This is a genomic window from Pseudomonas sp. UBA6562 (assembly GCF_002434265.1).
GTDB lineage: Bacteria > Pseudomonadota > Gammaproteobacteria > Pseudomonadales > Pseudomonadaceae > Aquipseudomonas.
In genome coordinates this window covers 335,338-348,813 of the sequence record NZ_DJJS01000006.1, presented here as the reverse complement: position 1 = coordinate 348,813, position 13,476 = coordinate 335,338, and the positions used below count along the sequence as shown (strand labels likewise).

The following is a 13,476-nucleotide window of genomic DNA, read 5'->3' as shown; positions in this document are numbered from 1 at the left end:
TGCAGTGACTTGCAGGCCCGCCATGCGTTAGCATCGCTGTCCGTCGCGCCGCGCGGGTTTACGGCCGCGCCAACAATAAGACTCGCTTCTTTTCTCGCTGGGGAACCTGGTAATGATCAAGCACTATCTTTCGCGCCTGCTCGTGGGCGTCACGGCGCTGGCCGCAGTGGCCTGTGCGCAGGCCGGCGCCATCGACGACGCGGTCAAGCGCGGCACGTTGCGGGTGGGCATGGACCCGACCTACATGCCGTTCGAGATGACCAACAAGCGCGGCGAGATCATCGGCTTCGAAGTCGATATCCTCAAGGCCATGGCCAAGTCCATGGGCGTCAAACTGGAAACCGTCTCCACGGCCTACGATGGCATCATTCCAGCGCTGATCACCGGCAAGTTCGACATGATCGGCAGCGGCATGACCCTGACCCAGGAACGCAACCTGCGCCTGAACTTCAGCGAACCCTTCATCGTGGTGGGCCAGACTCTGCTGATCCGCAAGGAGCTGCAAGGCGAGATCAAGTCCTACAAAGACCTCAACAGCGACAAGTACCGCCTGACCTCCAAGCTCGGCACCACCGGCGAAATGATCGCCAAGAAGCTGATCGGCAAGGCCCAGTACCACGGTTACGACAACGAACAGGAAGCGGTCATGGACGTGGTCAACGGCAAGGCCGATGCCTTCGTCTACGACGCGCCGTACAACGTGGTCGCGGTGGAAAAGGCCGGCGCCGGCAAGCTGCTGTTCCTCGAAGAACCCTTCACCTTCGAACCGCTGGCCTTCGGCCTGAAGAAAGGTGACTACGACAGCATCAACTTCATCAACAACTTCCTGCACCAGATCAAGCACGACGGCACCTACGATCGGATCCACGACAAGTGGTTCAAGAACAAGGACTGGCTGAAGGAAATGGAATAAGCGCCGCGCGCTGGCGGCAGGCAATCTGCGGCGCGTCACCCACAGAGGCGAATTGCCCCCTGTGGGTGCGTGCCACTCGCCGCTAACCGCCGAGCCCCGCTCGGCGTCTCGTTTTTTGGAGCACCTTTTTGATCAAACATAAAAAAGCCCAGTGGCCCTGGCATGGGCTCACTGCGCTCGTGCTGGTGGGTCTGGCGATCAGCCTGTACCTGGCCACCTCGATGATGTCCTACGAATGGCGCTGGAACCGGGTGCCGCAGTATTTCGCCTACCAGGCCGAAGAAACCCAACGCGCTACCGGTTTCGGCACCGTGCAGGACATCGCCGTGTCCGGCAGCCAGGCCACACTGACGGTGAAGACCGAAGACGGCGAGGTGCAGCACGTGCAGGTGCAGGCCGACAGTGTGCTGCTCAGCCGCGGCGACGACGTGGCCGAGGGCGATGCCTTGGGCGTGACCCGCCACTGGGCGGCCGGCCCCTTGGCCTGGGGCCTGTGGACCACCCTGTGGCTGTCGGTGGTGTCCGGGGCGTTCGGTCTGGTGATCGGCCTGTTCGCCGGGCTGTGCCGTTTGTCGAACAACCCGACCCTGCGCGACCTGTCGACGGTGTACGTGGAGCTGGTGCGCGGCACGCCGCTGCTGGTGCAGATCTTCATCTTCTATTTCTTCATCGGCACGGTGCTGAACCTGTCCCGCGAGTTCGCCGGAGTCGCTGCGCTGGCACTGTTCACCGGCGCCTACGTGGCTGAGATCGTGCGTGCCGGCGTGCAGTCGATCGCCCGCGGGCAGAACGAAGCGGCGCGCTCGCTGGGTCTGAACGCCAGCCAGTCGATGCGCCACGTGATCCTGCCCCAGGCGTTCAAGCGCGTGTTGCCGCCGCTGGCGGGGCAGTTCATCAGCCTGGTCAAGGACACCTCCCTGGTGTCGGTGATCGCCATCACCGAGCTGACCAAGAGCGGGCGCGAGGCCATCACCACCTCGTTCTCCACTTTCGAGATCTGGTTCTGCGTGGCCGGTCTGTACCTGCTGATCAACCTGCCGCTGTCGCACCTGGCCAGCCGGCTCGAGCGGAGGCTTGCGCAAAGTGATTGAAGTCCGTGACCTGCTGAAAGTGTTCGATACCCGCGGCCAGGTGGTACGCGCGGTCGACAACGTCACCACCCAGGTGAGCAAGGGCGAAGTGGTGGTGGTGCTGGGCCCGTCGGGCTCGGGCAAGTCGACCTTCCTGCGCTGCCTCAACGGCCTGGAGAGCTTCGACGCCGGCCATGTGGCCATCAACGGCGTGCAGCTCGACGACCCGAAGACCGACATCAACGCCTACCGCCGCGAGGTGGGCATGGTGTTCCAGCATTTCAACCTGTTCCCGCACATGACCGTGCTGGAAAACCTCTGCCTGGCGCAGAAGGTGGTGCGCAAGCGCAGCAAGGTCGAGCGCGAGGACCGGGCCCGCGCCTTGTTGCTCAAGGTCGGCATCAGCGAGAAGGCCAACGAGTATCCCTCACGCCTTTCGGGCGGCCAGCAGCAGCGGGTGGCCATCGCTCGCGCCCTGGCCATGGACCCGAAGGTGATGCTGTTCGACGAGCCGACCTCGGCGCTCGACCCGGAGATGGTCGGCGAAGTGCTGGACGTGATGAAGACCCTGGCCCTGGAAGGCATGACCATGGTCTGCGTGACCCACGAGATGGGCTTCGCCCGCGAAGTGGCCGACCGCGTGCTGTTCTTCGACCACGGCCGCCTGCTGGAAGATGCCGCGCCCAACGCTTTCTTCGACGCCCCGAAGGATCCGCGCGCGCAGAGCTTCCTGCGCCAGGTGCTGTGATCGACCCGAACGCCGGCCCAGACCGGTCGGCGTTCGAAAACAAAGCCCATAGAGCATCGCCCATCGTCCACGCCCTCCACGCGTGCGGTTCCGCCGTCAATTCGGCAAGCCTTCGCCGACCCACCTCGGCGCTCACAAGCTGAACTTGCCGACCATCGCCCGCAACTGCTGACCGAGCATCTCCAACGCGCCGCTGGCCGCAGCGGTCTGCTCGCTGGTGGCGCTGGTGCGGTCGGCGCCTTCGCGCACGCCCATCACGCTGCGGTTGATCTGCTCGGCCACCACGCTCTGCTCTTCGCTCGCGGTAGCGATCTGCTGGTTCATGCCCTGGATGCTCGACACCGTTTCGGTGATCTGCCCCAGAGCCTCGCCCGTCCGGCGGCTGAGGGCCACGCTCTGCTCGGTCAGGCGTTTGCTGTGGTCGAGCAGGTGGGTGACGTTCTCGGTGCCGCTGTGCAGGCTGGCGATCAGTTGGCCGATTTCCTCGGTCGATTGCTGGGTGCGCTGGGCCAGGCCGCGCACCTCGTCGGCGACCACGGCGAAACCGCGCCCGGCCTCGCCGGCGCGCGCGGCTTCGATGGCGGCGTTGAGGGCCAGGAGGTTGGTCTGCTGCGACACGGCGGTGATGACCTCGAGGATGCTGCCGATGCGCTGGCTCTCGTCGGCCAAGTGGCGCATGGCCGCCAGGCAGGCGTCCATGTGCCCGGCCAACTCCTCGATCTGCGCGATCGACTGCGTGACCACCTGATCCCCGGCCTGCGCCTGCTGGTCCGCACGGCTCGCCGCCAGCGCCGCCTGCTCGGCGTTCTGCGCCACTTCGTGCACGGTGGCGCTCATCTGGTTCATGGCCGTGGCCACCTGTTCGGTTTCCTCGCGCTGTTGGCTGGCCTGCAACTGCGTGGCTTCGCTGACGGTGGCCAATTCGTGCACGGCCCGCGACAACTGCTCGACGCCGCCCTCAAGCCCACCGATCAGCTCGCGCAGGCCGCCGGTCATGTCGCCCATGCTGTGCTGCAAGCGGCCCAGCTCGTCGCTGCGCGGGCCGCTGTGCAGCGGCGCCAAGTCGCCTTGGGCGATGCGTCCGGCCTGGGCCAGGGCCACATCGAGAGGGCGGGTGATCTGCAAGCTGATGATCCATGCCGCCAGCAGCCCGATGGCCAGCGCCAGCACGGCGATCACTGTCATCAGGCTGCGCGCGGCCACCGCCTCCTGGTCGCGCAACTGCGTCTGCAGCTCGCCCATGCTCCTGTTGTAGTCCATCAACTGGATGCCCAGGGTTTCCAGGTTGTTGTGGACGCGCTCCACATCGATGGCCTTGCGGGCGTAGGCCAACAAGGCGGCGCGATAGGCTTCGATGGCGGCGGGCAGGGTGGCCGCGTTGGGCAGCTCCAGATGGGTCTGGGCCAAGGCCGCCTCGATCTGCTGCATCTGCGTGACGGCACTGGTCAGAGCCGCTTGGCCGACATGCTCGAAGGTGTCCAGTGGGTCGCTTAGGTAGGCGGCGGCCAGGCTCTGCTCGTTGGCCACTTCCAGATGGCGGGCCAGCCCGTCGATCAGGTTGGTGGCTTGCTCCAAGGCGCTGGGGGCGCTGGACTCGCCCAATAACGTCATCAGGCGTTCGCGCAAGGTATCGAGCCTGGCGGCCAGGCGGTCGGCCTGCTGCGCCTGGTCCTTCTGCAGTTGCTGGCGCTCGGCGACGTGCTGTTGCAGGGTGGCGAAGGCGCTGTGGTAAGCCTGCAGATCCCGTTGCTTATCGGCGATCAGGCGCTGCACTTCGGGGTCGTGGTAGCGCCGTTGCATGTCTTCGGCCAGCGCATCGAGACGCCCCAAGGTGCTGTCGATCTGTTTGCGGCTGACCTCGTCGGCGAGCACCCGGTAGGTGATGCGTTCGCTGCGCAGGTCCTTGCTGTAGTCGCTGAAATGACCGATCTGGATGAGCTTTTCCGAGCTTTCGATGGCGTCGTCCAAGGCCAGCCAGCCGCTGAGGGTGGTGACCAGGGTGAACAGCAGCACCGTGGCGAAGCCCAGGGCGAGCTTGACGCGCACGCTGAGGTTGCCGAGAAATCTGTCCAGTAGTCCTAACATGAGCGCTTCTCCAGGGATGGGTCAGAAGACGCCAGCGATCGGACGTGGCGTCGAGTCTTACTCATCGGCGGGATGCGCGTCAGACTGGACCTGCAAATGCTGTGGGAAATTTCCACTTAGCTTGTAGGAAGCAGGACTGCCTAACGCAGCCCTGCCCCTGTGCGGTCTACAAGCGGAAGCGCGCCACCAACCCCTGCAAATGCGTGCCCAGCCGCGCCAATTCCACGCTGGAACTGGCGGTCTGCTCGCTGGCCGCTGCCGTCTGGTCGGAAATGTCGCGCACGTTCATCACGCTGCGGTTGATCTCTTCGGCCACCGCGCTCTGCTCCTCGGCGGCCGTGGCGATCTGCTGGTTCATCGCCTGGATCGACGATACGGTGCGGGTGATGGTGCCCAGCGCGCCGCCGGCGCGACGGGTCAGCTCGACGCTGCTGTCGGTCAGGCCGCGGCTGGCGTCCATCACGTCGGCCACGCGCTGGGTGCCCTGTTGCAGGTTAGCGATCAGCTCTTCGATCTCTTCGGTGGACTGCTGGGTGCGCTGCGCCAGGCTGCGTACCTCGTCGGCGACCACGGCGAAGCCGCGTCCGGCCTCACCGGCGCGGGCGGCTTCGATGGCGGCATTGAGCGCCAGCAGGTTGGTTTGCTGGGCCACCGACTTGATCACGTCGAGCACGCTGCCGATCTTGTCGCTTTCCTGCTTGAGCTCGCCCATGGCCTCGCTGGAGTTGTTCACTTCATGGGCCAAGCGCTCGATCTGCGCGACGGCTTCGCCAACCACCCGATCACCCTCGCGGGCCTGCTGGTCGGCCATCAACGCCGCCTCCGAGGCCTGCTCGGCATTGCGCGCCACTTCCTGCACGGTGGCGGCCATCTCGTTCATGGCGGTGGCCACCTGGTCGGTCTCGACTTTCTGGCCGTTGACCCCGGCGCTGGTCTGGCCGGTGACCGCCGACAGCTGTTCGGCGGCGCTGGCGATCTGCGTGACGCTGTCGCCGATGCCGCCGATCAATTGCCGCAGGCCTTGGGTCATGTGCTGCATGCTGGCCTGCAACTGGCCCAATTCGTCGCGCCGGGTGACCTGCGCTTGCAGGCTCAGATCGCCATTGGCCACGCGCTCGGCGGCGCTCAGGGTCTCGCGCAGCGGCACGGTGATCTGCCGGGTGATGATCCACGCGGCAATGATGCCCAGCACCACCGCCACCAGTGTGCTGAGGGCCAACAGCAGACGCGCTTGCTGGGCATCCTGGTCGCGCACCTGGGTTTGGGTTTCGGTGAGCTGCCGACTGTTGTCGAACATCACCTGACCTTGGTCGGCCATGCGTTGCAGCGCCTCTTCGCTGGCACTCTGCGCACTGGCCACCTGGTTCACCGCGGCGCGGTAGGTGGCCAGGGCCTGGCCGGCGGCTTGCAAGTCCGCTGCATAGCCGGCGGGCAGGCGCGTGGCAACCTCGCTCAGCACCGCCGAAGCCTTGTCGATGGCCACCAGCGCGGTCTGCTGGCGCTCGGCCTCGCCGCTGTAGGTGTAGCCACGCACTTCGAAGCGGGCGCGTTGCAGCTCCTGACCGGCCAGGACGGCGCTGGCGTATTGGCCGATGTCGCCGGCCTGCTGCAAGCGCTGTTCGAGGGTGGCGAGCAGGGCAGCGGCCTGGTCGGCGCTGTCGCCCAACACGGCACGGCTGCTTTCGCGGCGTTGGGCGGCTTGTTTGAGCTGATCGAAGGCTTGCCGGTACTCGACGACGGCGGCACGTTGGCGCTCGACCCGTTGCAGGTCGGCCGGCTGGGCCAGACGTTCGGACACCCCTTGCAGGCGTTGTTCGAGCTGGTCGAGGGTGGCGTCCATCTGCGTGATGGCGTCCGGGTTGCCTTTGCGTTGGTACTGCTGGCGGGCGATGCGCAGGTCCTGGGTCAGTTGCAGGACTTCGGAAATGTTGCCCAACTTGTCGCCCCGCTCGATGACGTTGCGCAGGCCCATCCAGCCGGTGGCGGCGGCGACCAGGGTCAATAACAGGACCAGGCCGAAGCCCATGGCGAGTTTACGGTTGACGCTGATGTTGCCTAACAGTTGGCTTAAACGTTGATTCATGGCCGATTACCCCTTGTTTATTGGCTGCCGGACGTCCATTGCGGGCTGTCAGGTTCATCGGCCTTGGGGGCATAAACTTTATAGGCACACGGCTTGTAGTGGCTTAGAACAGGCGCGAAAGCAGCGCGGTGACCGCCGTTTCGACCCGCAGGATACGTGCGCCCAGCTGCACGGGCTGCAAGCCTGCCCGGCCGAGCAAGTCGACCTCGTAGGGGATCCAGCCGCCCTCGGGGCCGATCGCCAAGGTCACCGGTTGCTCCACACCGCGCGGGCAGGCCGGGTAATCGCCCGGATGGCCGACCAGACCCAGGGTGCCTTGGGCAATGGCCGGCAGGCGGTCTTCGACGAAGGGCTTGAAGCGCTTTTCGATGATCACCTCGGGCAGCACCGTGTCGCGTGCCTGCTCCAGGCCCAGGATCAGGTTGTCGCGGATGCTCGACGGTTGCAGGAAGGGCGTCTGCCAGAAGCTTTTCTCGACCTTGTAGCTGTTGAGCAGAATCAGCCGCGGCACGCCCAGGGTGGCGACGGTCTGCAACAGGCGGCGCATCATCTTCGGCCGCGGCACGGCCAGCACCAGGGTCAGCGGCAGCTTGGCCGGCGGCGGCTGGTCGAAGCCGACCTGCAGCTCCGCTTCGCGGGCTTCCAGACGCAGCAGGGTGGCGCTGCCCATCAGGCCACCGATACGGCCCACGCGCAGGATATCGCCCACGCAGGCGCGGTGGATCTCTTGCAGGTGGGTCAGGCGCCGGTCGCTCAGCAGCACGCGGTCGGGCGCGACGAAGTCGGCCTCTTCCAGCAGTAACAGGTTCATGGTTGTTTCGCAGGCGGCTGTGGCGCGTCGGCATCACCCTCAGCGGCTACCCGGCGCTTGCGCACCAGGGTGGCGAACAGCACGCCGATCTCGAACAGCAGCCACATCGGCACGGCCAGCAGCGTCTGCGAGAAGATGTCGGGCGGGGTCAGGATCATGCCGACCACGAAACAGCCGATGATCACGTAGGGGCGGATCCCCTTCAGGTACTTCACGTCGACCACGCCGATCCACACCAGCAGCACCACGGCCACTGGAATTTCGAAGGCCGCGCCGAAGGCGAAGAACAGGGTCATGACGAAATCGAGGTAGTTGGCGATGTCGGTCATCATCGACACGCCTTCGGGGGTGGCGGCGGCGAAGAAGCCGAAGATCAGCGGGAACACCAGGAAGTAGGCGAAGGCCATGCCGGCATAGAACAGGAAGATGCTGGAGACCAGCAGGGGAATGGCAATGCGCCTTTCATGGCGGTACAGCCCCGGCGCGATGAACCCCCACACCTGCTGGAGGATGAACGGCATGGCCACGAACAGCGAGACGATCATGGTCAGCTTGAACGGCGTCAGGAACGGCGAGGCCACGTCGGTGGCGATCATCGTGGCGTTGGCCGGCAAGTGGTCGCGCAGCGGCGCCGAGACCAGGGTGTAGATCTGCTGGGCGAAGGAGAACAGACCGATGAAGATCGCGAAGATCACGCCCACGCAGCGCAGCAGGCGGGTACGCAGTTCGGTCAGGTGCGAGACCAGCGGCATGGGCTGGTCGTGGTCCGGGATTTCGCTCATGGGGCTCGTGGTGGCTGTGGCTGGTCGGAGGGCATGGGTGGCGTGGCCGGTGACGCGGGCGCGGGGGGTGTCGGCGCGGCGGTCGAGGTGTCAGGCGCGTGCGAGGCTGCGGCTGCGGGCGGCACGAAGGGCACGCTCTGGTTCGGTGCTGCCGGAGCCGTGGCATCGGCCGGCATCGCAGGCGGTGCGTCGGCAGGCTCGGCCGGTTTGGCCGGGGAAGCCTTGGGGTCGAGGATGCGCCGGGCTTCCTGCTCCATCGACAGAATGTGCTCGTTGTGCAACTGACGGCGGATGTCGTCGGCGCCGATTTCGCGTTCCACTTCCATTTTGATGCTGTTGAAGCTGCGTTTCAGACGGCCGATCCACAGCCCTGCGGTGCGCGCCGCGCCCGGCAGGCGCTCGGGGCCGAGCACCAGCAGAGCCACCAGGCCCACCAGCAGGAGTTCGCCAAAACTGATGCCGAACATGGCTCAGTCTTTCCTCAAAGGGTCTTGAACGGGGGTGGCCTGGCCCTCGAAGGTCTGGCCTGGGGGCAACGGCATGTGGGGCTGGGCCGGTTGGGCGGGTGCTGCCTGGGGCTGCGCAGGGGCTGGCGGGATGGGGCTGGCGTGCGGTTGAGCCGGTGCAGGCTGGGTCGGTGCCGCCTGGGGCTGCGCAGGGGCTGGCTGGGCAGGCGCTACCGGGGTGGGCACCGAGTACGGTTGAGCCGGGGCCGGCGCGGCTGGAACCGCCTGGGGCTGGGCTGGCGCCGATTGAACCGGCGCCACCTGTGGCTGGACCGGTGCAGGCTTCACGGGTTGCGCGGTGTGCACCGGCGCGGTGGGCTCGGCGGGCTTGTGCTCTTCGTCGCTCATGGCTTTGCGAAAGCCCTTGATCGATTCACCCAGGTCGCCGCCGAAGTTCTTCAGCTTCTTGGTGCCGAAGACCAGGACCACCACGATCAGCAGGACGATCCAATGTTTCCAGTCGAAAATACCCATTGCGTACTCCAGGAACAAACGTATCGGTTGTGTCGCGAGAGGCGCATCCGCCCCCTCGCGCTCGCATTCAGACCCGCATGGGCCAGGCCGTTGCCGGTATCAGGCCGACGGCTGGCGCGCGGCCTTTTCCTCGTGCCCGGACAAGCCGAAGCGCCGCTCCAGTTCGTCGAGCACCGCCTGCGGATGCTGGCCCAGCGCGCTGAGCATGACCAGGCTGTGGAACCACAGGTCGGCGGTTTCGTAGATGACGTCGCTGCAATCGTGGCTTATGGCGGCGTCCTTGGCGGCGATGATGGTTTCCACCGACTCTTCGCCGAGCTTTTCCAGGATCTTGTTCAGGCCCTTGTGGTGCAGGCTGGCCACGTAGGAGCTGTCGGGGGCCGCGTGCTTGCGGGCCTCGAGGACTTCGGCCAGGCGGGTGAGGGTGTCGCTCATGTCAGTGTCCTGCGTGGTAGATGGCGTGCGGGTCTTTGAGCACCGGATCGACGATGTGCCATTGGCCGTTTTCGTAGACGCGGTAGAAGCAGCTCTGCCGACCGGTATGGCAGGCGATCTCGCCCAGTTGCTCGACCATCAGGATGATCACGTCGGCATCGCAGTCCAGGCGCATCTCATGCAGTTTCTGCACATGCCCGGATTCCTCGCCCTTGCGCCACAGCTTGCCACGCGAGCGCGACCAGTAGATGGCACGCTGCTCGGCGGCAGTCAGGGCCAGAGCTTCGCGGTTCATCCAGGCCATCATCAGCACGCGCCCGGTCTTGTGGTCCTGGGCGATGGCCGGTACCAGCCCGTCGCTGTTCCAGTTGATCTCGTTCAACCAGTCTTTCATCTCTCACTCCAGAACAGGCCCCAGGGAGACGAGGGGGCCTTGTGCATCGGTCGCGGCGTGTGGGGCGCTCGGGCCGCGACCGCCATCGCGGACAGACCGGAGCACCGCCTTGGCCGCTCCTACAGGCGGGCTAGTGTGCCAGCCGTCGCGGCCTCTGGCTATCGACGCACGATCAGGTACAACCCCGCCGCGAGCATCAGGTACGCCGGCCACACGGCCGGGGCGGTCAGGCTGGCCGCCCCGGCGGCCAGGGTCGCGCCGCCGCCGAGCAGGCCGGCGCCGAGCAGACGCAGGGCCCAGTGGTCGCCGCGGTTGCGCTGGTCGGGCAGGCGCGGGTCCTTGCGGTGCGGCTGCGACAGGCGCTCCAGCAGGTCGCGGGTCATGCCGGCGAGGTGCGGCAGCTGTTCGACCTGGCTGTAGACGTTGCTGAGCACCGCCTTGGGGCTCATACGCTGGCGCATCCAGCGCTCCAGGTACGGCTTGGCGGTGGTCCACAGGTCGAGTTCGGGGTGCAACTGACGGCCCAGGCCTTCGATGTTGAGCAGGGTCTTTTGCAGCAGCACCAGTTGCGGCTGCACTTCCATGTTGAAGCGTCGTGCGGTCTGGAACAGGCGCATCAGTACCTGGCCGAAGGAAATGTCCTTGAGCGGCTTTTCGAAGATCGGCTCGCACACGGTGCGGATCGCCGCCTCGAATTCGTTGACCTTGGTGTGCGCCGGCACCCAGCCCGAATCGATGTGCAACTGCGCCACGCGGCGGTAGTCGCGTTTGAAGAAGGCGATGAGGTTGCGCGCCAGGTAGTCCTGGTCTTCGTCGGTGAGGCTGCCGACGATGCCGCAGTCGATGGCGATGTATTGCGGGCTCCAGGGGCGCACGGTACTGACGAAGATGTTGCCCGGGTGCATGTCGGCATGGAAGAAGCTGTCGCGGAACACCTGGGTGAAGAACACTTCCACACCGCGTTCGGCCAACAGCTTCATGTCGGTGCCCTGGTCGGCCAGGGTCGCCATGTCGGTGACCGGCACGCCATAGATACGCTCCATCACCAGCACCTTGGGCCGGCAGTAGTCCCAGTACACCTGGGGCACGTACATCAGGTCGGAGCCTTCGAAGTTGCGTCGCAACTGGCTGGAGTTGGCGGCTTCGCGCAGCAGGTCGAGCTCGTCGTAGATGGTCTTCTCGTAGTCGCCGACCACGTCTACCGGGTGCAGGCGACGGGCGTCGGCCGACAGCCGCTCGGCGGCCTTGGCGATCAGGAACAGCCAGGCCAGGTCCTGGGCGATCACCGTTTGCAGGCCGGGGCGCACCACCTTGACCACCACTTCCTCGCCCGTCTTGAGCTTGGCCGCGTGCACCTGGGCCACCGAGGCCGAGGCCAGCGGCTCGACGTCGAAGCGGCTGAACACCTGCTCGATGCGCGCGCCCAGCTGGCTTTCGATCAGCTCCACGGCGCGCTTGGGGTCGAACGGCGGCACGCGGTCCTGCAGCAGCATCAGTTCGTCGGCGACATCGGTGGGCAGCAAGTCGCGGCGGGTCGAGAGCAACTGCCCGAACTTGATGAAGATCGGCCCCAGGTCCTGCAGCGCCATGCGCAGGCGCGCACCGCGAGAAACCTCGGCGGGCTTGCGCGGCAGCCAGCGCCAGGGCATCAGCAGGCGCAGGCTCATCAGCCACCAGGGCAGGGGCATGGCGAACAGCAGGTCATCGAGGCGGTAGCGAATCACCACGCGCTGGATGCGAAACAGACGGCGGACGGCGAGCAGCTTCATGCGTTATCGCTGGTATCAAGGGGGCGGGAAAGGCGGCGGATGCGCGCCTCGAGTCGTTCGATGTCGAGCTTCAGCGCATCGAGTTCGCTGAAAGCCGCTTCGGCTTCGCGCTGGCCCACCAGGGTGCGCGATTCTTCGGCCAGGTATTCGGAGAGGTTCTGGCCGAAACGCGCCAGGCCCTGGCGCGTCCAGCCCGCGCGCTGGCGCAGGTGCCCGGCCAGCAGCGAGGTGGCCACCGGGCCGAGCCAGCGCGACAGCTCGTACTCCCAGTCCAGCTCCAGGTCTTGCAGCACGCCGAACAGGTCGAGCAGGGCGGCGCTGTCGCCGTGCAGCTCGACCTCGGGGCTGTGCAGGACGGCGGTCTTGTTGCGGCTCAGGGCCAACCGCGCCAGGCTGCTGGCCGGTGCGCGCAAGGTGCAATGCACGTCGCCCTCCCAATGGCCGGCGAGCATCAGGCCGTCTTCGTCGGGCAGTACGAACACCCGCAGCGCAGGTTGGCGGCAGTCGATGGCGATGACCTTGCCTTCAAGCGCAGCCAGGCGCGGCAGGGCCGTGCTGTCCATGCGCAGCACGCGGTTCAGGCCATGCTCGACGCTGGCGAGCACCCCGGCCAGCAGCATCAGGGCTTGATCCCCCGGTGCACGGCCACGATGCCGCTGGTCATGTTGTGGTAGGTGACGCGGTCGAAGCCGGCCTCGACCATCATGCCCTTGAGGGTTTCCTGGTCGGGGTGCATGCGGATCGATTCGGCGAGATACCGGTAGCTTTCCGAGTCGTTGGTGATCAGCTTGCCGGCCAGCGGCATGAAGGCGAAGGAGTAGGCGTCGTAGGCCTTGGACATCAGCTTGTTGGTGGGCTTGGAGAATTCCAGCACCAGCAGGCGACCGCCGGGTTTGAGCACGCGCAGCATCGAGCGGATGGCGGCGTCCTTGTGGGTGACGTTGCGCAGGCCGAAGGCGATGGTCACGCAGTCGAAGTGGTTGTCCGGGAACGGCAGCTTCTCGGCGTCGGCCTGGACGAACTCGATGTTGCCCGCCACACCGCGGTCGAGCAGGCGGTCGCGACCGACCTTGAGCATCGACTCGTTGATGTCGGCCAGCACCACCTGGCCGGTGGGGCCGACCAGGCGCGAGAACTTGGCGGCCAAGTCGCCGGTGCCGCCGGCGATGTCCAGCACCCGGTTGCCGCTGCGCACGCCCGACAGCTCGATGGTGAAGCGCTTCCACAAGCGGTGCATGCCGCCGGAGAGCACGTCGTTCATCAGGTCGTACTTGGCCGCGACGGAGTGGAAGACCTCGGCGACCTTCTTGGCCTTCTGGCTTTCCGGAACGTCGCTGTAACCGAAATGGGTGGTGGGTTCGGCGGCATCGCCTTTGCGCTGATCGTTCATATCGCTCACCGGGGAA

At 66.1% G+C, this 13,476-nt stretch carries 13 protein-coding genes and 1 pseudogene; 3 read left to right on the top strand and 11 right to left on the bottom strand.

Features of this window, described 5'->3' with window-relative positions; genetic code table 11:
- Positions 1-115 precede the first annotated feature (115 nt).
- The 3 genes from B4M43_RS09100 (at position 116) to B4M43_RS09090 (ending at position 2,731) form a co-directional block, all read left to right on the top strand.
- Complete coding sequence (locus tag B4M43_RS09100; protein WP_296267295.1) at positions 116-913, top strand: transporter substrate-binding domain-containing protein; 798 nt, start codon at positions 116-118, stop codon at positions 911-913.
- A gap of 128 nt (positions 914-1,041) precedes the next feature.
- The gene (locus B4M43_RS09095; RefSeq protein WP_296266262.1) at positions 1,042-2,004 is read left to right on the top strand and encodes an amino acid ABC transporter permease; all 963 of its coding nucleotides are present in this window, start codon (positions 1,042-1,044) and stop codon (positions 2,002-2,004) included.
- Positions 1,997-2,731 carry an amino acid ABC transporter ATP-binding protein gene (locus tag B4M43_RS09090; protein WP_296267293.1) on the top strand — a complete coding sequence of 245 codons (735 nt, stop codon included), beginning with the start codon at positions 1,997-1,999 and terminating at the stop codon, positions 2,729-2,731. Before B4M43_RS09095 ends, B4M43_RS09090 begins: the two co-directional genes overlap by 8 nt.
- 132 nt (positions 2,732-2,863) lie before the next feature.
- On the opposite strand, the gene B4M43_RS09085 is transcribed toward B4M43_RS09090, so the two are convergent.
- The 11 genes and pseudogenes from B4M43_RS09085 to ubiE all read right to left on the bottom strand — a co-directional run bounded on the left by B4M43_RS09085 (position 2,864) and on the right by ubiE (position 13,460).
- Positions 2,864-4,816 carry a HAMP domain-containing methyl-accepting chemotaxis protein gene (locus tag B4M43_RS09085; protein WP_296266258.1) on the bottom strand — a complete coding sequence of 651 codons (1,953 nt, stop codon included), beginning with the start codon at positions 4,814-4,816 and terminating at the stop codon, positions 2,864-2,866.
- A gap of 166 nt (positions 4,817-4,982) precedes the next feature.
- Positions 4,983-6,899, bottom strand: a complete 1,917-nt coding sequence (locus B4M43_RS09080; RefSeq protein ID WP_296266256.1) for a methyl-accepting chemotaxis protein — start codon at positions 6,897-6,899, stop codon at positions 4,983-4,985.
- Positions 6,900-7,002: 103 nt separating this feature from the next.
- Positions 7,003-7,710 carry a 16S rRNA (uracil(1498)-N(3))-methyltransferase gene (locus B4M43_RS09075; RefSeq protein WP_296266254.1) on the bottom strand — a complete coding sequence of 236 codons (708 nt, stop codon included), beginning with the start codon at positions 7,708-7,710 and terminating at the stop codon, positions 7,003-7,005.
- On the bottom strand, positions 7,707-8,492 hold the full coding sequence (gene tatC, locus B4M43_RS09070; protein WP_296266252.1) for a twin-arginine translocase subunit TatC: 786 nt from the start codon (positions 8,490-8,492) through the stop codon (positions 7,707-7,709). The genes B4M43_RS09075 and tatC overlap by 4 nt, the downstream gene beginning before the upstream one ends.
- Positions 8,489-8,959 (bottom strand): Sec-independent protein translocase protein TatB, encoded by a 471-nt coding sequence (gene tatB / locus B4M43_RS09065; RefSeq protein ID WP_296266249.1) that lies wholly within the window; start codon positions 8,957-8,959, stop codon positions 8,489-8,491. The genes tatC and tatB overlap by 4 nt, the downstream gene beginning before the upstream one ends.
- Positions 8,960-9,220: 261 nt before the next feature.
- Positions 9,221-9,472: pseudogene (locus tag B4M43_RS09060) on the bottom strand (twin-arginine translocase TatA/TatE family subunit); the annotation flags it as partial.
- A 99-nt stretch (positions 9,473-9,571) separates the two neighbouring features.
- Entirely contained in the window at positions 9,572-9,907 is a 336-nt protein-coding gene (locus B4M43_RS09055; protein ID WP_296266247.1) for a phosphoribosyl-ATP diphosphatase, read from the bottom strand.
- 1 nt (position 9,908) lies between these two features.
- The gene (hisI, locus tag B4M43_RS09050) at positions 9,909-10,301 is read right to left on the bottom strand and encodes a phosphoribosyl-AMP cyclohydrolase (protein WP_296266245.1); all 393 of its coding nucleotides are present in this window, start codon (positions 10,299-10,301) and stop codon (positions 9,909-9,911) included.
- Positions 10,302-10,459: 158 nt separating this feature from the next.
- Positions 10,460-12,070: a ubiquinone biosynthesis regulatory protein kinase UbiB gene (gene ubiB, locus B4M43_RS09045; protein ID WP_296266243.1), complete on the bottom strand. Its 1,611-nt coding sequence runs from the start codon at positions 12,068-12,070 to the stop codon at positions 10,460-10,462.
- Positions 12,067-12,690, bottom strand: coding sequence for a ubiquinone biosynthesis accessory factor UbiJ (locus tag B4M43_RS09040; protein WP_296266241.1), 624 nt, complete (start codon positions 12,688-12,690; stop codon positions 12,067-12,069). The genes ubiB and B4M43_RS09040 overlap by 4 nt, the downstream gene beginning before the upstream one ends.
- Complete coding sequence (gene ubiE / locus B4M43_RS09035) at positions 12,690-13,460, bottom strand: bifunctional demethylmenaquinone methyltransferase/2-methoxy-6-polyprenyl-1,4-benzoquinol methylase UbiE (protein ID WP_296266240.1); 771 nt, start codon at positions 13,458-13,460, stop codon at positions 12,690-12,692. The genes B4M43_RS09040 and ubiE overlap by 1 nt, the downstream gene beginning before the upstream one ends.
- Positions 13,461-13,476 lie beyond the last annotated feature (16 nt).

Coding starts and splice junctions, on each gene's coding strand:
- B4M43_RS09040 (WP_296266241.1), bottom strand. CDS start 12,690: ATGCTGCTGGCCGGGGTGCTCGCCAGCGTCGAGCATGGCCTGAACCGC.
- ubiE (WP_296266240.1), bottom strand. CDS start 13,460: ATGAACGATCAGCGCAAAGGCGATGCCGCCGAACCCACCACCCATTTC.
- hisI (WP_296266245.1), bottom strand. CDS start 10,301: ATGAAAGACTGGTTGAACGAGATCAACTGGAACAGCGACGGGCTGGTA.
- B4M43_RS09055 (WP_296266247.1), bottom strand. CDS start 9,907: ATGAGCGACACCCTCACCCGCCTGGCCGAAGTCCTCGAGGCCCGCAAG.
- B4M43_RS09080 (WP_296266256.1), bottom strand. CDS start 6,899: ATGAATCAACGTTTAAGCCAACTGTTAGGCAACATCAGCGTCAACCGT.
- B4M43_RS09075 (WP_296266254.1), bottom strand. CDS start 7,710: ATGAACCTGTTACTGCTGGAAGAGGCCGACTTCGTCGCGCCCGACCGC.
- B4M43_RS09085 (WP_296266258.1), bottom strand. CDS start 4,816: ATGTTAGGACTACTGGACAGATTTCTCGGCAACCTCAGCGTGCGCGTC.
- ubiB (WP_296266243.1), bottom strand. CDS start 12,070: ATGAAGCTGCTCGCCGTCCGCCGTCTGTTTCGCATCCAGCGCGTGGTG.
- tatC (WP_296266252.1), bottom strand. CDS start 8,492: ATGAGCGAAATCCCGGACCACGACCAGCCCATGCCGCTGGTCTCGCAC.
- tatB (WP_296266249.1), bottom strand. CDS start 8,959: ATGTTCGGCATCAGTTTTGGCGAACTCCTGCTGGTGGGCCTGGTGGCT.